The organism is Oerskovia sp. 140933 (assembly GCF_059651515.1).
The window spans coordinates 21,716-39,276 of record NZ_JAMXIO010000033.1; the positions used below are offsets into that span (position 1 = coordinate 21,716).

13 protein-coding genes and 1 riboswitch are annotated in these 17,561 nt (G+C 72.2%); of the genes, 11 read left to right on the forward strand and 2 right to left on the reverse strand.

The window, feature by feature from the left end:
* Nucleotides 1–6: 6 nt before the first annotated feature.
* The 6 genes from NHG27_RS15535 (at nt 7) to NHG27_RS15560 (ending at nt 7,758) form a co-directional block, all read left to right on the forward strand.
* Nucleotides 7–1,554 carry a lactate/malate family dehydrogenase gene (locus tag NHG27_RS15535; protein ID WP_497016895.1) on the forward strand — a complete coding sequence of 516 codons (1,548 nt, stop codon included), beginning with the start codon at nt 7–9 and terminating at the stop codon, nt 1,552–1,554.
* 28 nt (nt 1,555–1,582) lie between these two features.
* Nucleotides 1,583–1,683, forward strand: a riboswitch (glycine riboswitch).
* 208 nt (nt 1,684–1,891) lie between these two features.
* The gene (gene gcvP, locus NHG27_RS15540; protein WP_497016896.1) at nt 1,892–4,792 is read left to right on the forward strand and encodes an aminomethyl-transferring glycine dehydrogenase; all 2,901 of its coding nucleotides are present in this window, start codon (nt 1,892–1,894) and stop codon (nt 4,790–4,792) included.
* 124 nt (nt 4,793–4,916) lie between these two features.
* Nucleotides 4,917–6,092, forward strand: a complete 1,176-nt coding sequence (gene gcvT / locus NHG27_RS15545) for a glycine cleavage system aminomethyltransferase GcvT (RefSeq protein ID WP_497016897.1) — start codon at nt 4,917–4,919, stop codon at nt 6,090–6,092.
* A 70-nt stretch (nt 6,093–6,162) separates the two neighbouring features.
* Nucleotides 6,163–6,534, forward strand: a complete 372-nt coding sequence (gene gcvH / locus NHG27_RS15550; RefSeq protein WP_193721321.1) for a glycine cleavage system protein GcvH — start codon at nt 6,163–6,165, stop codon at nt 6,532–6,534.
* A 373-nt stretch (nt 6,535–6,907) separates the two neighbouring features.
* Complete coding sequence (locus NHG27_RS15555) at nt 6,908–7,150, forward strand: LuxR C-terminal-related transcriptional regulator (protein WP_193721320.1); 243 nt, start codon at nt 6,908–6,910, stop codon at nt 7,148–7,150.
* Nucleotides 7,151–7,329: 179 nt separating this feature from the next.
* On the forward strand, nt 7,330–7,758 hold the full coding sequence (locus NHG27_RS15560) for a (deoxy)nucleoside triphosphate pyrophosphohydrolase (protein WP_193721319.1): 429 nt from the start codon (nt 7,330–7,332) through the stop codon (nt 7,756–7,758).
* Here NHG27_RS15560 and NHG27_RS15565 read toward each other — a convergent pair.
* Nucleotides 7,727–8,311 carry a P-loop NTPase family protein gene (locus NHG27_RS15565; RefSeq protein WP_497016898.1) on the reverse strand — a complete coding sequence of 195 codons (585 nt, stop codon included), beginning with the start codon at nt 8,309–8,311 and terminating at the stop codon, nt 7,727–7,729. The genes NHG27_RS15560 and NHG27_RS15565 overlap by 32 nt on opposite strands.
* A gap of 177 nt (nt 8,312–8,488) precedes the next feature.
* On the opposite strand from NHG27_RS15565, the gene NHG27_RS15570 reads away from it, so the two are divergent.
* Nucleotides 8,489–8,911, forward strand: a complete 423-nt coding sequence (locus tag NHG27_RS15570) for a hypothetical protein (protein ID WP_193721318.1) — start codon at nt 8,489–8,491, stop codon at nt 8,909–8,911.
* A 159-nt stretch (nt 8,912–9,070) separates the two neighbouring features.
* Here NHG27_RS15570 and NHG27_RS15575 read toward each other — a convergent pair whose 3' ends face one another.
* Nucleotides 9,071–9,460 carry a DUF2510 domain-containing protein gene (locus NHG27_RS15575; protein WP_497016899.1) on the reverse strand — a complete coding sequence of 130 codons (390 nt, stop codon included), beginning with the start codon at nt 9,458–9,460 and terminating at the stop codon, nt 9,071–9,073.
* 526 nt (nt 9,461–9,986) lie between these two features.
* Here NHG27_RS15575 and NHG27_RS15580 point away from each other — a divergent pair.
* The 4 genes from NHG27_RS15580 to NHG27_RS15595 all read left to right on the forward strand — a co-directional run bounded on the left by NHG27_RS15580 (nt 9,987) and on the right by NHG27_RS15595 (nt 17,183).
* Complete coding sequence (locus NHG27_RS15580) at nt 9,987–13,430, forward strand: PQQ-dependent sugar dehydrogenase (RefSeq protein WP_497016900.1); 3,444 nt, start codon at nt 9,987–9,989, stop codon at nt 13,428–13,430.
* 71 nt (nt 13,431–13,501) lie between these two features.
* Complete coding sequence (locus NHG27_RS15585; protein ID WP_497016901.1) at nt 13,502–14,506, forward strand: TIM barrel protein; 1,005 nt, start codon at nt 13,502–13,504, stop codon at nt 14,504–14,506.
* Nucleotides 14,507–14,532: 26 nt separating this feature from the next.
* The gene (locus NHG27_RS15590; protein ID WP_497016902.1) at nt 14,533–15,801 is read left to right on the forward strand and encodes a hypothetical protein; all 1,269 of its coding nucleotides are present in this window, start codon (nt 14,533–14,535) and stop codon (nt 15,799–15,801) included.
* Between the two features lie 125 nt (nt 15,802–15,926).
* Entirely contained in the window at nt 15,927–17,183 is a 1,257-nt protein-coding gene (locus NHG27_RS15595) for a hypothetical protein (RefSeq protein ID WP_497016903.1), read from the forward strand.
* The last annotated feature ends 378 nt before the right edge of the window (nt 17,184–17,561 follow it).

The following is a 17,561-nucleotide window of genomic DNA, read 5'->3' on the forward strand; positions in this document are numbered from 1 at the left end:
GCTCGGATGGACGTTGCAGTGCTCGGCGCGACCGGCGACGTCGGACGGCAGGTCGTCACCCAGCTCGTCGAACGACGCATCCTGCCCACGACGTCCCGCCTCCAGCTCGTCGGACGCCCCGACGGGGCGTCCGGGCGCGCGGTGCACGGCCTGCGGGCCGACCTGGTCGACGCCTACGACGAGCACGCGCCCCTGATCGACGTGGCCCACTCCCCTGCCGACGTGGCGGCCGACGTCGTCGTGGTCGCCGCCGGGGCGACGACCCCGCCCCGCTCGGGCGCGTCCCTCGACCGGACCGGGCTCGCGATCGGCAACCGGGCCGTCTTCGCCGGGTACGCCGACGCGATCGCGCGGCACGGGTCGGGGCACGAGGTCGTGATCGTGGTCTCCAACCCGGTCGAGGTCGGTGTCGCCGTCATGGCCGAGGCGCTGGGCGCTCGGCGGGTGATCGGCATGGGTGCCTGGCTCGACACGCTGCGCTTCCGGCGCGAGATCGCGGTCGAGCTCGGCGTCCGCCGGCACCGCGTGGGCGGGTTCGTCGGGGGCCAGCACGGCGAGGACGCCGTCCCCCTCTGGTCGACCGTCCGGCTCAGCGGCCTCGACGTCGCCGAACGCGCGCGAGCCGTGCGGCTCCTGCGGCGCGGCCGCACGCTCGACGGGTTCCCGGCCGAGGTCGCCGCGGCCAAGGCCCAGCTCGTCGAGGTCGCGGCGACCGACGTCGGCGCCGCCTACCGCTTGATCGACACCTGGCCCGCCGACCTGCGCGTGGTCGCGCGTCCCTGGATGACGCACCAGAGCGGCGCCAAGACCGCGACGGCCACGGCCTCCGCGACGGTCGACCTCGTCGAGGTCGTGCTCGACGGCCGCGAGATCGTCGTCGCCGGGCAGGTCGCGCTCGACGGCGAGGTGTCGCTCGCAGGCCGGCCGCTGCACGGCGTCCTGGGCGTCCCGCTCGTGCTGGGCCCCGAGGGGTGGACGCGCGTCCTGCTGGACGCCCTGCCCGACGACGAGACGCGCCGCCTGCAGGGTGCGGCAGCAGCCGTGGGGTCGGCCCTGCGGACCGCGGGCGTCGGCCGTGCTGACGGGGCCGCGCGCGCGGACGACGCGACCGGTGCCGACCGTGCGGGAGGCCCGGCTCCCGCGGCGCCGACGGTTCCCCCCGCGTGGCCGGGTGGTGTCGAGGACGACGGGCGCGTCGAGCCCGAGCCCTCCTGGGTCGCCCAGGTCGAGGGCGTGCACCGCGCGGGCACCCTCACGGGGCTCGCGGGCGTCTTCTCGACCCGGGGCGTGAGCTTCGAGCGCCTCGCGACGGAGGACGTCGCGGGCGACGGCGACGCCGGCACGATCCACGTCGCCTTCCGGGCCAGCGCCCGCCGCGCCCGGGCGCTCGAACGCGCGGTGGGGCGCCTCGCGACGGTGCGCTCCGTCGTCGTGCAGGCGGTCCCGGACCCGGCGACGGCCTCCCTGCCCGCCCCGCCGTACGGCCCGGCCCCGGGGACGGAGCGCCGAACCCCTGACGAGACGCTCGTGCCCGCACCCGACGGCGACCGCTAGGCTGAGCCCACAACCACATACTGCTGCTCGAACCACTGCGGGAGAGCCCGGCCACCTCAGGGTGAGGTCGGCGCCGAAGGAGCAACTCCTCCCCGAGAATCTCTCAGGCCGACGTACCGCGGTGGCGAGGCAACTCTGGAAAGCGGAGATGCCCGCCTGCCCCCGGGCAGCGGACTCCCCTACCGACGGTGCAAGCCGGCGCGCCCCGGGTCCGCGAGGACCACGGCGGACCGGCAAAACTCTCAGGTCGACGCTGCGCGTCCGATGACAGAGCGGGGAGGAACGGGCAGGCCCAGGGGTCTGCCGCCGTCTTCCTCGCCGACCCCCGGAGACCTCCGTGACACAGCAGTCCAGCGACGCGTTCGACCGTGCGCACTTCCCGTTCCGCCACCTCGGGCCCCGCCCGGTGGGGGCCGACTCCGGCGAGGCCCCCTCGGGCGAGGTCGCGACCATGCTCGCCGAGCTCGGCTACGGCTCGCTCGACGCCCTGATCGACGCGGCGGTCCCGGACTCGATCCGCACCGACCGCCCGCTCGACCTGCCCGCCGCCCGCACCGAGTCCGAGGTCCTCGCCGACCTGCGGGCCATCGCGGCGAAGAACGTCGTCAAGACGCAGATGATCGGGCTCGGCTACTACGGGACCATCACTCCGCCGGTCGTCCGGCGCAACGTGCTCGAGTCCCCCGCCTGGTACACGGCCTACACGCCGTACCAGCCCGAGATCTCGCAGGGGCGCCTCGAGGCCCTCCTCAACTTCCAGACCGTCGTCCTCGACCTCACCGGGCTCGAGGTCGCCAACGCGTCGCTGCTCGACGAGGCCACCGCGGTCGCGGAGGCCGTCGCGCTCATGTGGCGCGCGGCCAAGGGCGGGGCGGGCGTCGTCGCCCTGGACGCCGAGCTGTTCCCGCAGACGATCGCCGTGACCCGGGCGCGGGCCGAGTCGGTCGGTCTGCCCGTCGTGGTCGTGGACCTCTCCGAGGGGCTGACGGCGGGACTCGCCGCTGCCGGGGTGTCGGACCAGCAGCTCATCGGCGTGGTGCTCCAGCAGAGCGGCGCGTCGGGCGTGGTCCGGGACCTGCGCCCGCTCGTCGCCGAGGTCAAGGAGCAGGGCGGTCTGGTGACGGTCGCCGCCGACCTGCTGGCCCTCACGCTCCTCGTCTCCCCCGGTGAGCTGGGCGCCGACGTCGCGGTGGGGTCGGCCCAGCGCTTCGGCGTCCCGCTCTTCTACGGTGGTCCGCACGCCGCGTTCATGGCGGTCCGCAAGGGGCTCGAGCGGTCGCTCCCGGGCCGCCTGGTCGGGGTGTCGGTCGACGCCGACGGCGACCAGGCCTACCGCCTGGCGCTCCAGACCCGTGAGCAGCACATCCGCCGCGAGAAGGCCACGAGCAACATCTGCACCGCGCAGGCCCTGCTGGCGATCGTCGCGTCGATGTACGCGGTCTACCACGGTCCCGAGGGCCTCAAGGAGATCGCCGAGCGCGTGCACTCGCGCGCCGTCGCGCTCGCCGACGGCCTGCGGTCCGCGGGCGTCGAGGTCCGGCACGACGTCTTCTTCGACACCGTCTCGGCCGTGGTCCCGGGCCGCGCGGCTGCCCTGGTCGCTGCTGCGGCCGACGCGGGGATCAACGTGTACAACCCCGATGTCGATCATGTACAGATCGCGTGCGACGAGACCACGACGCCCGAGCACGTGCTCACCCTCGTCGAGGTCTTCGCGGACGGCCGGGACGTCACGTTCGTCGGCGGCGGCAGCGTGCTGCCTCAGGACCTGCTGCGCTCGACCGGCTACCTGACCCACCCCGTGTTCCACCGGCACCGCTCCGAGACCGCGATGCTGCGCTACCTGCGCTCGCTCTCCGACAAGGACCTCGCGCTCGACCGCACCATGATCCCGCTGGGCTCGTGCACCATGAAGCTCAACGCGACGGCCGAGATGGAGGCCATCTCGTGGCCCGAGTTCGCGGACATGCACCCGTTCGTGCCGGCCGAGCAGGCTCTCGGGTACGCCGAGCTGATCGAGGGGCTCCAGGAGCAGCTCACCGAGATCACGGGCTACGCGGGCGTCTCCGTGCAGCCCAACGCCGGCTCGCAGGGCGAGTTCGCGGGCCTGCTCGCGATCCGTGACTACCACCGTTCGCGCGGGGAGCACGGGCGCGACGTGTGCCTCATCCCCGCGTCCGCGCACGGCACCAACGCGGCCTCCGCTGCCCTGGCGGGCATGCGCGTCGTGGTCGTGGCGACGTCGGGTGCCGGGGAGGTCGACCTGGGCGACCTGCGTGCCAAGCTCGAGCAGCACGGGTCCCAGGTCGCGGCCATCATGATCACCTACCCGTCGACGCACGGCGTCTACGAGGAGCACGTGCGCGAGGTCTGCGATCTTGTACACGAAGCGGGTGGGCAGGTGTACATCGACGGGGCCAACCTCAACGCACTGGTCGGCCTGGCCCGCCCGGGGGAGTTCGGCGGCGACGTCTCGCACCTGAACCTGCACAAGACGTTCTGCATCCCGCACGGTGGCGGCGGCCCCGGCGTCGGGCCCGTCGCGGTGGCCGAGCACCTCGTGCCGTTCCTCCCGGGGAACCCGTTGACGGGCGAGGGGGCCTCACCCGTCTCGGCCGCTCCCTTCGGCTCGGCCGGCATCCTGCCGATCTCCTACGCATACGTCGCGCTCATGGGCCCCGACGGGCTCGAGGCCGCGACCAAGACCGCCGTGCTCGCCGCGAACTACCTGGCCAGCCGGCTGACCGACCACTTCCCCGTGCTCTACACGGGAGAGGCCGGGCTGGTCGCGCACGAGTGCATCCTCGACCTGCGCGGCATCACGGCACAGACGGGCGTGACCGCCGAGGACGTGGCCAAGCGCCTCATGGACTACGGCTTCCACGCCCCCACGCTGTCCTTCCCCGTGGCGGGCACGCTCATGGTCGAGCCGACCGAGAGCGAGGACCTCGCTGAGCTCGACCGCTTCGTGGCGGCCATGGTCGCGATCAAGGCCGAGATCGACGAGGTCGCGAACGGCACGTGGGCCATCGAGGACTCGCCGCTGCGCGGTGCGCCGCACACGGCCGCCTCGGTGGTCTCCGACGCGTGGTCCAAGCCCTACTCGCGCGAGGTCGCGGCCTACCCGCTCGCTACGCTGCGGACGGGCAAGTACTGGCCGCCCGTGCGGCGCATCGACGGGGCGCGCGGGGACCGCAACCTCGTGTGCTCCTGCCCCCCGATCGAGTCGTACTCCTGAGGTCGGCCGGACCGGCGTGGTCCCGAGGTCACGCCGGTCCTGCCACCCCGGGAGCCCACCAGACCTGTCGGCACGGGCGTGATGCAGAGGTCACGACCGCCCCGACACCTCAGAGAGGAACACCATGACGGAGCCAGCGCAGGACACGACCCCGGCCGCTGACCGCCTCAGCCCGCTGCACGACGAGCACGTGGCCCTGGGGGCCTCCCTCACGAGCTTCGGCGGCTGGCAGATGCCGCTGCGCTACACGAGCGACCTCGCGGAGCACCGGGCGGTCCGTGAGGCCGCAGGGCTGTTCGACCTGTCGCACATGGGGGAGATCGAGGTCGCCGGGCCCCAGGCGGCCGCGGCCCTCGATCACGCGCTCGTCGGCAACCTGACGGCCGTGCCCGTGGGGCGTGCGCGCTACACCATGATCTGCGCCGAGGACGGCTCGGTCCTGGACGACCTGGTGGTCTACCGCCTCGCCGAGGAGCGGTTCCTCGTCGTGGCCAACGCCGGGAACGCGCCGCTCGTGGCCGACGAGCTGGTCCGCCGCGGCAAGGGCTTCGACGCGACCGTCACGGACCAGGGCGAGGACACGGCCCTGGTCGCGGTCCAGGGACCACGCGCCGAGGAGATCGTCGTCTCGCTCGTGGCCCCCGAGGATGTACAAGTCGTCAAGGACTTGAAGTACTACGCCTCGCTCGAGGTGCGCGTCGCGGGCACCGACGCGCTCGCCGCCCGGACGGGCTACACGGGCGAGGACGGGTTCGAGCTGTTCGTCCCGGCGGCACGCGCCCGCGAGCTGTGGCGAGCCGTGCTGGCCGCGGGGGAGCCCCTCGGCCTGGTGCCTGCCGGGCTCTCGGCGCGCGACTCGTTGCGCCTCGAGGCGGGCATGCCGCTCTACGGGCACGAGCTCGACACGACCACCACGCCCTACGAGGCGGGGCTCGGCCGGGTCGTGAAGCTCGACAAGGTCGATGCCGAGGGCAACCCGCTCGACTTCGTGGGGCGCGCGGCCCTGGCGTCCCGCAAGGGTGCGCAGCCGGCGCGCGTGCTCGTCGGGCTCCGCGGGCTCGGCAAGCGTCCCGCCCGGGCGGGCTACGCCGTCGTGATCCCGGGCAAGGACCCCGACGTGCAGATCGGTCACGTGACCTCGGGTGCGCCGTCGCCCACCCTCGGGTACCCGATCGCGATGGCCTACGTGACCCCCGAGTTCAGCGCCGAAGGCACCGAGCTCGCGGTCGACGTGCGCGGCCGTGAGGAGCCGGTGGTGATCGTGCCCCTGCCGTTCTACCGTCGTCCTCAGCCGTCCTGACCCGGCGCCACGGCTCGACCCCCTTCCCCCCGTACCCCCCGATCCCTCACCAGCAGACCAGGAGCACCTCATGGCCGACTTCCCCGGCAACCTCCAGTACACCGCCGAGCACGAGTGGCTCGACACGTCGTCCCCGGCCGTCATCGGCATCACCAGCACGGCTGCCGAGGCGCTCGGCGACATCGTCTACCTCGAGCTGCCGGAGGTCGGGGCGAGCGTCACGGCCGGTGCCGTGATCGGCGAGGTCGAGTCGACCAAGTCGGTGTCCGAGCTCTACTCCCCGGTCACGGGGACCGTGGCAGAGGTGAACCAGGCCGCGATCGACGACCCGTCGCTCGTCAACGCCGAGCCGTACGCGGGGGGCTGGCTCCTCAAGGTCGACGTGACCGCGACCGGGCCGGTCCTCACGGCCGACGAGTACAGCGCGCTCGTGGGCGGCTGAGCCTGCGTCGCATCCGTGCCCGAGGGCCGTTCCGCGACGAGGTCGCGGACCGGCCCTCGTGCTTTTCCGGTTGCCGCTCCGTACGCTGGAGCGCAAGACTGTGAGGCGGATCACATTTCTCGTCGCAACGACGGACCGGTGATCCTGGACACATCGGAATAATCGTCCGTCCATGACGGACGGCTGGATTCCTGCCTCTGACCTGCATGGATACTGTGCACCGCGAGGCAGGGGAGCCGGTCGGAAACGACCGCCGAGATTGAGGGTGAAGAACCGCGTCATGAATCGTCGGTTCGCCCATCTCTCCCAGTAGCAGCACGCACCGGATCGACCCATGACGCGATGGGAAGACCGGTCAGCACATGGAGGAAGCATGAGCATCATCGAACTGGCCCGGACAGAGTCGCCGGCCGTCCAGCTCGCAGCACCACTCACCCGCCGTGAGCAGGTCGTGCTGTCGAACCTCTCCGAGGACATCACCCTGGAGCAGATCGCGACGAAGCTGTTCGTCACGCGCAACACCGTGAAGTCCCAGGTTCGCAGCCTGTACCGCAAGCTCGGTGTCTCGACCCGGGCCGAGGCCGTCCAGTGGGCCAAGGACGCCGGTCTCCGCTGACGGACGTGCTTGCCGGGGGCCCCGCCCGTCGGGCGGGGGAGTCGGCGGTGGCACGGGCAGGGGCACCGAGGGGCGAAGTCGTCCGGGGTCGTCGGAACCCCGGGGCGGTGTGCGCGGCGTGACGTGTCGGTGACGCCACCGACCCTGTCCTGTCGTGACCGGCGTGAAAGACTTCGGGCATGACCTCCCGCCGTCTCGTGGTGGCCGCCGCCGTCGTCGACGACCTCACGACCCCTCGCCTGCTGCTCGCCGCCCGCCGTTCTCGGCCGGTCGAGCTCGCGGGGCGCTGGGAGTTCCCGGGGGGCAAGGTCGATCCCGGGGAGACGCCCGTCGACGCGCTGCACCGCGAGCTCCGCGAGGAGCTGGGCGTGGCGGTCGACCTGGGCGAGGAGCTCGTCGGGCCCGACGACGGTGGGTGGATCATCACCGACCGGCACGTCATGCGCCTGTGGCTTGCCCGCATCGTCGGGGGCGAGCCCGAGCCGCTCGTCGAGCACGACGCGCTGAGGTGGTTGCCCGCGGGGGAGTGGGGGAGCGTCGACTGGCTGGACGGCGACGTCCGGATCGTCGACGCGCTCAGCGACTGGGTGGCGCAGGAAGCCGTCTGACCCAGGTCTCGACCTGACGCCTGCTGCGCAGGCGCACCAGGACGACGGGCCGGTCCTGCAGGGCGACCGTGCTCGGCAGGTCGCGCAGCGAGTGCCGTGTCCACCACGCCCACCGGACGATGTGGTCGCGGTCGGTGAGGAGGGTCCTGAGCGGCGGCTCGACGTTCCCGTTCCAGAGCACCTCACGCCGCACGGCGCGTCGCACCGTCCGGCCGATCACCTGGCGCATGACGGTGGCCGTGGGCAGGTCGAGCCACACGAGGAGATCGGCCTCGTCCAGCAGCAGCGGGCGCACGGCGCGGTACTGCCACTCCACGACGAAGGCCTCCTGCCCGACGACGTCGCGCACGTCCTCGAGGAACGTCGCCCGGGGGACCCACCCCGGTCCGTGGAAGAGCGCGTCGAGCTCGGTGTACGGCAGGTCGAGCCGGGCGGCCAGACGCTGCGCGAGCGTCGACTTCCCCGCACCCGAGACCCCCGCCACGAGCACGCGGCGAGGGGTGCGCCCGAGGTGCGCGACGACGTCGTCCAGGGGGCCGAGGACTGTGCGCACCCCGGGACCTTACCCGACGGTCCCGGACCTGGTTCGCCGCGCGGTCCCGGCCCGGCGCTGGTATCACGGAGAGACGTACGACGTGGCGCCGGGGGAGTCGGACCTGTGCACCACCCACCTCCGACCGTCCGACCGGGCCTCGTGCACGCACGACGTCCTCCGCAGAGAGGTGACCGCATGAGCGACCTCACCGGGCTGGGAACCCCGGCACGGCCCACGAGCGTCACCGTCGCGGTCGTGCTCACGTGGATCGCGGCCGTCACGGACGTCGTCAGCAGCGTCGCGCTCTACCTGCTCGCGCGGGACGAGGCCGTCATCGGCGCGCTCGCCGCGACCAGTGCCGAGATCCGGTTCTTCGCGCTCCTGAGCCTCGTCGTCGGGGTCCTCGTCGCGCTCGTGGCGCTCGGCCTCCAGACCCGTGGGCGGTGGGCGCTCATGGCCATCACGGTCGTGATGCTGGTCCGCGTCGGGGTCGGGGTGTACTCGCTGCTGCGCTTCGGTCCGCACCACGTGACGGGCGCCGTGCTGACGATCGTCGTCGCGCTCCTGGTGCTCGCGCTGCTCTGGAACCGCGCGTCGCGGCGGTACTTCCGGGGCTGAGGCACGGGCGGCGTCCCCGTCCCTGGCCGGGCGGGGGCCGTCCGCGCGGTCAGTCGTCGGCGGGCTCGCGAGCAGGAGCGCCCGTCGCCGGGGGCCCGTCCGGCGAGACCTTCTGCTCTCCGAGGTGCTTCGGGGTCCAGCCCGTGCTGACCGCACCGATCAGCTGCGGCGGAGTGTGCTTGCGTGCCCAGGCCTTGAAGACCAGGTACATGCCCTGGCCAGGAAGCTGGTCACGGCCATGACGTGCACGTTCTCGGTCGCCCGGTAGGCGGCGACCCCGGCGACGAGGACCACGACGGCGGCACCCAGGATCCCCATCCAGCTGCCCCGGGAGCGGCCGCGGAAGTGATGGCCGCGGTTCGCCGGCTCCCCGCCGTCGGCGACGTGCGCCGTCCAGGCCTGACCGTCCCAGAGGCGACGCCTCGCCGCGGTCGAGGCGGGGTCGGGGAACCATCCTTCGGCCGGGACGTCAGGGCGCTGCGGGGCGAGCCGCCACGCGGCGTAGAGACCGACGGCCAGCAGGACCGCACCGACGATGGTGAGCATCATGACGCCAGCCAACCACCAGGTCCTGCCGTCGAGCCTCCGGGCGACGCGACACGCCGTGGCGGACCGTGCCCGTGCGTCGGGCCCTGCCACTGCCGATGCCGCTGCCGATGCCGCTGCCTCGTCCCGCGCGCGCGTGATCGGCATCTGTGCCCTACTAGTGAGCGGCAGGTTTCGACTTTTGATTGACAGGCGATAGAAGTCCCCCTAGATTCCTACCAGGCGGTCGAGGAAGACCGCTGTTCTCGCAGGTGGATCCACCCTGATCCATGACGTACCGGGCACGCGGACATCGACACCGCGCGCCCGTGCCTTTCGGGGGTCACCCCGGTGCTCAGCCGGTGCACATCCCGTCGCCGACGACGGGACCCACCACCACTCGACGGCGAGGGGAGGACAGCAGCAGGCGAGGGCCGAGCGCCCGCCCGCCACCCGCACAGACAGAGACCGAGCCACCCGCGATCCCGCTGTTGCAGCAGCGAGCGGTGGCCCGGTCCGGCGATGAACCCCCATGAGGAGCTGCATCACTGTGAAGTCTATTCCTGAACGAAGGTCCGCGAGATCGCGGCTGGTCGCCGCCTCGCTCGCCGGCGTCCTGGCCCTGACCGGTCTGGCCGCCGCGACGGCCCCGGCCACGGCGCACGACGGCGTCGACCACGGCAGCGAGCCCGGTGCCGAGGCCGCGCTCGACTGGTCCAACTACGAGAAGATCCTTCTCACCAAGGACGTCGGCGAGCCGATCGACCTCGCGATCCTGCCCGACGGCAAGATCCTCCACACCGCACGCAACGGCGACGTCCGGCTCACGGACCCCCAGACCGGCGTCACGTCCGTCACCAACAAGATCCCCGTGTACGCGAACTCGGAGGACGGGCTCCAGGGCATCGCCGTCGACCCGGACTTCGCGGAGAACAACTGGGTCTACCTCGTCTACGCACCGCTCAGCGGCACGCCCGCGGGCTCGGCGCCCAACACGCTGCCCGCCGGCGCGGACGCGAGCTACTGGGACCAGTGGAAGGGCGTCAACCGCCTCTCCCGCTTCCAGTGGACCGGCACCGGGCTCGACCTGGCGTCCGAGCAGAAGATCCTCGACGTCGAGGTCCAGCGCGGCCAGTGCTGCCACGTCGGCGCAGACATCGACTGGGACGGCGACGGCAACCTCTACCTGTCGACCGGTGACAACACCCCCGCCAGCGCGCCGGGAGCCAACGGCTTCGCGCCCAACAACGACGCTCCCGGGATGAACCCCGGTCTGGACGCGCGTCGCGGCGCCGGGAACAGCAACGACCTGCGCGGCAAGATCCTGCGCATCAACGTCCAGGACGACGGCACCTACACGATCCCCGAGGGCAACCTCTTCCCGGTCGGTACCGAGAAGACCCGCCCCGAGATCTTCGTGATGGGAGTCCGCAACCCGTTCCGCATCGACGTCGACCCCGAGACGAACAGCCTCTCGTGGGGCGACTACGGACCCGACGCGGCCAACGCCGACCCCAACCGTGGCCCCATGGGCTACGTCGAGTGGAACACCGTGAGCCTCGACGACCCGCACAACGCGGGCTGGCCCTACGTGCACGGGCCCAACGCGGCCTACAACGAGTGGAACTTCGCGACGAGCACGCCCGGGGCGTTCTTCGACCCGGCCGCGCTCAAGAACAACTCGCGCTGGAACACCGGCCTCGTCGACCTGCCCCCGGCCCGTGCCGCGACGCTCTACTACGGCGACCGCCCCGGCGACCAGCCGTGGGACGAGCTCGTGAACTTCGGCAGCGGCAGCGGCCAGGCGCCCATGGGGGCACCCGTCTACCACTACGACGCCGAGAACCCCTCGACGTCGAAGCTCCCGGAGTACTGGGACAACAAGGCGTTCTTCGGTGAGTTCTCCCAGGACTACCTGGCGGCCTTCACGGTCGACTGGGACTCCTACGAGGTCACGCACATCGAGGACTTCACGCCCAACGCACAGCTCGCGAAGAACGCGCAGCCGCTCAACGACAACATGATCGACATGGAGTTCGGGCCGGACGGCTCGCTCTACGTGCTCGACTACGGTGACGGCTTCTTCCGTGCCAACCCGGACGCCGGCCTCTACAAGGTGTCCTACGCGGAGGGGAACAAGGCCCCGCAGGCGCGGTTCACCGCGAACCCGACGTCCTCCTCCGAGGCCCCGCTCGTGGTGGCCTTCGACGCGGGCACCTCGAGCGACCCCGACGGCGACGCCCTCACCTACCAGTGGGACTTCGACGGCAACGGCTCGTTCGACGCCACGGGCGTCACGGCGAGCCACACCTACACGACCCTCGGCCAGTACAACGCCCGCCTGCGCGTGACCGACGCCAAGGGCAAGTTCACGCTCACGTCCAAGGTCGTCTCGGTCGGCAACCAGGCACCGACGGTCACGGTCGACTACCCCGGCAACGGCTCGTTCTTCAGCTGGGGCCAGGCCGTGCCGTTCAAGGTCTCGACGCAGGACGCCGAGGACGGGACCGCGACCGCGTGCAACCGCGTGGCGTGGACCTACGGTCTGGGCCACGACGAGCACGCCCACCCCGAGGTTTCGGGCACGGGCTGCACGGGAGCGTGGAAGACGTCTCCCGACTCGCCGCAGCACGGTGAGGGCGCGCACATCTACGGCGCCGTCGTCGTGTCGTACACCGACAACGGGCACAACGGCCTGCCTGCTGCTCCCGGCGAGGCGACCGTCCAGCTCAACCCGTTCGTCCAGCAGGCCGAGCACGCCAAGAGCCAGGGCGTCGTGGCCTACGAGGACGAGACGGCGGGCGCGGGCCAGGCGATCCGCGGCCTCGGAACCGGTGACCACCTGTCGTACAGCCCGGTGAACTTCGCCGGGATCACGGGCGTCAAGGTCGTCGCCAACGGTGGCGGTCAGCTCCAGCTCCGCTGGGGAGCGGCCGACGCCGCACCGTTCGCGACCGCGCAGATCCCGTCCGGCGCAGGCTGGAAGGAGGTCACGGTGCCGTTCACGAACGCCCCGCAGGGTTCGGGCACGCTGTTCGTGACCTCGGCCAACGAGCTGGCCGTCGACTCGTTCGACTTCCAGGGCGTGGGCGTCGGCGACGTCAAGGCGCCCACGGTCAAGCACTCGCTCGACCCGGCCGCACCCACGGGCGTGGGCGGCGTCTACAACAAGGCCGTGCGCATGAACCTCGACGTCAAGGACGACGGGGCGCTCGCGAGCGTGCAGTACTCGACCAACAACGGTCAGTCCTGGACGAACGTGGCCGCGGCGAACGGTGCCTACGGGGTCAGCTTCACGACCAACGGGGCCCGCACCGTGCAGTACCGCGCGACCGACACGGGCGGCAACGTCTCGGCGGTCGGGTCGGTCTCCTTCACGATCGACCTCGCAGCGCCGAACGAGCCCACGGTGTCGTCGGTGACCAAGGTCGCCGTACCGGCAGCCCGCGTCTCGTTCGGGGCACCCGGCGAGGCCACGGTCACCGTCACGGGCGAGGGCGGCACGCCCACGGGCGACGTCGTCCTGACCTCGGGTGACACCGAGGTCGGTCGCGGAACCCTCGTCGAGGGCACGGCGACGATCGCGCTCGACGCGTCGCTCGCCGTCGGGACGCACACCCTCAAGGCGACCTACCAGGCCGACCAGGTCTTCAAGAAGTCGTCGGCGACCGTCCGCCTCACGGTGGCCGCCGCCTCCTCGACCGTCACGGGCTCGGTCTCGCCCAACCCGGTCAAGCCGTCGATCGCCGCCAAGGCGACGATCGCGGTCGAGAGCTCGACGGGCGTCGTGCCCACGGGCGACGTCACGGTGACGATCAAGCGCAACAACGCGACGGTCGCCACCCGCACCGGGACGCTCGACGCCTCGGGCGCCGTCGTCATCACGCTGCCGAAGCTCCCCGAGGTCGGCACCTACAAGGTCGAGGTCGCCTACCTGGGCTCGACCGGCGTCGGCAAGAGCTCGACGTCGTTCAACCTCACCGTCCGCAGCTAGGCACGCAACCCCGCACGTGGTGGCCCGGGGCGAGAGCCCCGGGCCACCGAACCTCACCTCGAAGGAGAGACATGAGTTCACACGAGCACCACCACGAGTCCATCCCGGCTCGCCCCATGAGCCGGCGGAACCTGCTCAAGGCCCTCGCGGCCTCGACGGTCGCCGTGGGCGTCGGTGCGACCCTGGGCCCGACCGCGGCCTCCGCGATCGGTGGCATCGCCGCAGCCCCCAGCAGCGGGCGCAACCGCCTCGTCCCGGTCAACCGCATCGGCATCCAGCTCTTCACGATCCGTGACAAGGTCAGCCAGCTCGGCTTCCGCGCCGTGTTCGAGGAGCTCGCCGACATCGGCTACTCCGAGGTCGAGTTCGCCGGGTACACGCAGGGGCAGGTCGGCGCGATCACCATCCCGGAGATCCGCCAGCTCCTCGACGACAACGGCCTGCGGGCCGTGGGGTCGCACGTCAACCTCAACCCGAACAACATCGACGCCGAGATCGAGAAGGCGCTGATCCTCGGCATGCCGCACCTGGGCCAGGGCGGCGCCATCAACAACACCAACACGGTCGCGGCGTGGACGGCCGCGGCCCAGACGTGGAACACCATGGGGGTCAAGGCCAACGCCGCGGGCCTCAAGCTCTACGCGCACAACCACGACGGCGAGTTCCGCTTCACGTCGGACGACCCGAGCCGACGCGTCTACGACCTGCTGTGGGACGAGTTCGACCCCGACCTCGTCTACTTCGAGATGGACGTCTACTGGGCGCACGTCGGGCAGCACAAGTACCCGGGCTTCGAGCCCATCGAGTACATCAAGCGCGACCCGCGCCGCTTCCCGATGCTCCACCTCAAGGACGGCAAGGCCAACCCGAACAGCGCCAACGGCTACGACATCATCGAGTTCGGCGCCGGCAGCATCGACTACCAGTCCTTCCTCTCGCAGCTGCGCACGCGCGGCCAGCACTTCGGCCTGTACGAGCAGGACAACGCGAGCTCGGTCGCCGAGCCGCCGAACCCGCTGAACTCGCTGGGCAACGCACGACGTAGCTACACCTCCATCTACGGCCTTCGCGGCTGACCCACCGAGATCACAGGAGAATCGACATGAAGTGGAAGGTTTCAGCAGCCGCTGCCGCAGCGTTCGCGCTGGTCGCCGTCGCGGCCCCGGCAGCTCACGCCGCGAGCACCGACTGCACGACGGAGCTCGACGACACGGTCGTCGCAGGGGACCTGGTGGTCCCTGCGGGGGCGACCTGCGTCCTCGGCGGCACCACGGTCCAGGGTTCGATCATCGTGGGTGACGACGCGTGGCTCGACGCGACCGAGGTGGTCGTCGAGGGTGACGTCGTCGCCACCGACGCGTACGGCGTCCTGATCGACGGCGCGAGCGTGGACGGTGACATCAGCTCGTACACCGCGGGCTCGCGCGCCGGCTTCCTCTACCTGTACGACCTGCGGGTGGGTGGCAGCGTCGCGACGGGCGGGGTGGACGTCGAGATCTCGGACACGAAGATCACGGGCAACCTCACGACGCAGGCCGCGACCTACGTCGACCTGCTCCGCACGAGCGTGGGCGGCGACGCGACGCTCGGCGACAGCGACTTCGGGGTCACCGTGGGTGGCGCCGTGGTCGCGGGCAACCTGTCCGTGACGGGCACCTCGCGCGACGCCCTCGTCGGCGCGAACGCGGACGGCACCGCCGACCAGTGGGGCAACACGGTGGGTGGGGACCTCGTCCTGACCGGCAACACCGCGAACCTCCAGGTCGCGGGGACCACGGTCCACGGGGTCGTACGCCTCGCGGACAACACCCCGGCGGCGAACTTCGGTCCGGGCAACACCGCGGGCTCGGTCGAGGGCGACCTCACCGGCACGGCCCCCGGTGCGATCGCGGCGGGCGACCAGTCGGTCGCGGTCGTGATCCCCGAGCCGCGTCCGGGCGAGCTCACGTGGAGCCTCGAGGGCTCGACGGGCCTCGTCGACCTGGGCGTGGCCGAGGAGCAGGGCGACCACTTCGCCGCGACCGGCGACCTGGTCCCGGTCCGCGTCACGGACACCCGCATCGAGGCGCCGGCATGGTCGGTCTCGGCGCAGGTCGGTGACTTCGTGGCGGGCGGCGAGACGGTGTCCGGCAAGTACCTCGGCTGGACGCCCGAGATCCTCGAGAACGACGGCGGAGCGGTCGCCGGTGCGCCCGTCGCCTCGGGCTTCGTCGAGGGTGACGGCCTGTCCGTCGCCCGCACCCTGGGCAGCGCGGAGGCCGGGCACGCCCGCGGCTCCGCGGTCATCGGGGCGGAGCTGGACCTCAAGCTCCCGCTCTCGGTGAACGAGGGGACCTACAACGCGACGTTGACGCTGACCGCGCTCAGCTAGGTCACGTCGTGATCGTGGTGCCGGTCGGCCCGTCCCTCCGCGGGCCGGCCGGCACCACCGCTCGACAGCTCGCCCCGACCGAGCCCGGCAGGACCGGTCGGAACTCCACGAAAGCAGGCACGACCATGGCGACCCAGCAGCTGACCGTCCGCCCCGAGCGCGACACCGACGCAGGCTCCGCGCTGACCAACGTACGCGCGCACCAGCGGGAGAACGGTCACAGCCACGCGCTGTGGATCCTCGCGGTGCTCGCGGTGACGCTCGTCGTGGGCCTGGTCGTCTCGCTGCTCGCCCCGGGCGCCGCCGCGCTCGCCCACCCCGCACAGGCCGCCGCGCTCCCGCACCAGGTGAGCGCCGCCGTCGGGCCGGAGGCGGACCCGGCTGCGCCGGACGCCGCCCCCGAGGACGCCGCGCCGGCCGTCTCGACGCCGGTGACGTGGGGCGTGCGCCCCGCCGACACCGTGCACGGCACCGAGCGCCCCAACTACGCCTACGCCCTGGCCCCCGGGACGGGCCTGGACGACGGGATCGTCGTCTCCAACTACACCGAGGGCCCCCTGACGTTCCGCGTCTACGCGGCCGACGGGTTCATGACCGAGGCCGGCGAGCTCGACCTGCTCCCCGCGGGCGAGGAGTCGCAGGCGCTCGGATCGTGGGTCACGTTCCAGTCCCAGGAGGTCACCGTCGAGGGGGGCGACAGCGTCGTCGTCCCCTTCACGCTGACCGTCCCGGCCGACGCGACACCGGGCGACTACGCGGCGGGCGTCGTGTCGTCGCTGCTCGTCGAGAACGCGCAGGGCGTGAGCGTCGACCGCCGCCTGGGGTCGCGCATGCACGTACGTGTCGCGGGGGACCTGGTCCCGGCGCTCGCGGTCGACGACGTCGCGGTCACCTACGACGGCACGCTCAACCCCTTCGCGGCGGGCGACGTGACCGTGACCTTCACGGTCACGAACGACGGCAACACGCGCCTGGCCGCGGGCGAGTCGGTGCGCGTCGCCGGTCCGTGGGGAGCGGGTGCGCAGGGCTCGCCGCGCGTCGAGCTCCCGGAGATGCTCCCCGGGACGTCGGTGACGCGGACCGTGACGGTCGACGGCGTCTGGCCCCTGGGCCGCCTGACGGCCGACGTGCGGGTCGCCGCGGAGGTCGTGACCGCGATCGGCGCGACCGCCGCCGAGGCCGTCCCCGCCGTGGCCCCGGCGACCGCCACGGCCACGACGCTCGCGGTGCCGTGGGGCGCGCTCGCGCTGCTCGTCCTGCTGGTCGGGGCGGTCGTCCTGTGGCGTCGCACGGCCCGACGGCGTCGCGCCCGCGACGAGCGCAAGGTCGCCGACGCCGTGGCCCAGGCCCTCAAGGAGCGCGACGAGCAGCCCGTCGCCTGAACCGCCGCGGCCCGGCCGGGAGACCGGCGGGGCGTGGCCGTACGACAGATCATGCGTCCGGATCGACAGGTTGTGCACAGGGCCCGGGGAGCCGCGTCCCCCGGTGCTTGACTGCCGACGACGCACTCCCCGGCACCGGGCGGGCGTCGCCGCAGTTCCCACGACGAGGACGTCCGCGACATGCGCGCTCCTCGTGCCAGGATCCGGCGCGCGGACGACACGTTCTCCTGCGCCTCGTCAGCAAGGAGCACCCCGAAGTGAGCACGCCAACGGCTCGGCCGCCGATGTTCGGTCGGATCTCTCAGGCGTGGGCGGCGTTCGCTGAGCGTCGTCCGGGTCTGTCGCAGTTCTTGATGTTCTTCTTGTTGAGCAATGGTG

What these genes read in the sequence shown, in the direction of transcription:
- NHG27_RS15535 (WP_497016895.1), top strand. Translation starts at nt 7, where the DNA reads ATGGACGTTGCAGTGCTCGGCGCGACCGGCGACGTCGGACGGCAGGTC.
- NHG27_RS15575 (WP_497016899.1), bottom strand. Translation starts at nt 9,460, where the DNA reads ATGATGCTCACCATCGTCGGTGCGGTCCTGCTGGCCGTCGGTCTCTAC.
- NHG27_RS15585 (WP_497016901.1), top strand. Translation starts at nt 13,502, where the DNA reads ATGAGTTCACACGAGCACCACCACGAGTCCATCCCGGCTCGCCCCATG.
- gcvH (WP_193721321.1), top strand. Translation starts at nt 6,163, where the DNA reads ATGGCCGACTTCCCCGGCAACCTCCAGTACACCGCCGAGCACGAGTGG.
- NHG27_RS15560 (WP_193721319.1), top strand. Translation starts at nt 7,330, where the DNA reads ATGACCTCCCGCCGTCTCGTGGTGGCCGCCGCCGTCGTCGACGACCTC.
- NHG27_RS15555 (WP_193721320.1), top strand. Translation starts at nt 6,908, where the DNA reads ATGAGCATCATCGAACTGGCCCGGACAGAGTCGCCGGCCGTCCAGCTC.
- NHG27_RS15590 (WP_497016902.1), top strand. Translation starts at nt 14,533, where the DNA reads ATGAAGTGGAAGGTTTCAGCAGCCGCTGCCGCAGCGTTCGCGCTGGTC.
- gcvT (WP_497016897.1), top strand. Translation starts at nt 4,917, where the DNA reads ATGACGGAGCCAGCGCAGGACACGACCCCGGCCGCTGACCGCCTCAGC.
- NHG27_RS15595 (WP_497016903.1), top strand. Translation starts at nt 15,927, where the DNA reads ATGGCGACCCAGCAGCTGACCGTCCGCCCCGAGCGCGACACCGACGCA.
- NHG27_RS15570 (WP_193721318.1), top strand. Translation starts at nt 8,489, where the DNA reads ATGAGCGACCTCACCGGGCTGGGAACCCCGGCACGGCCCACGAGCGTC.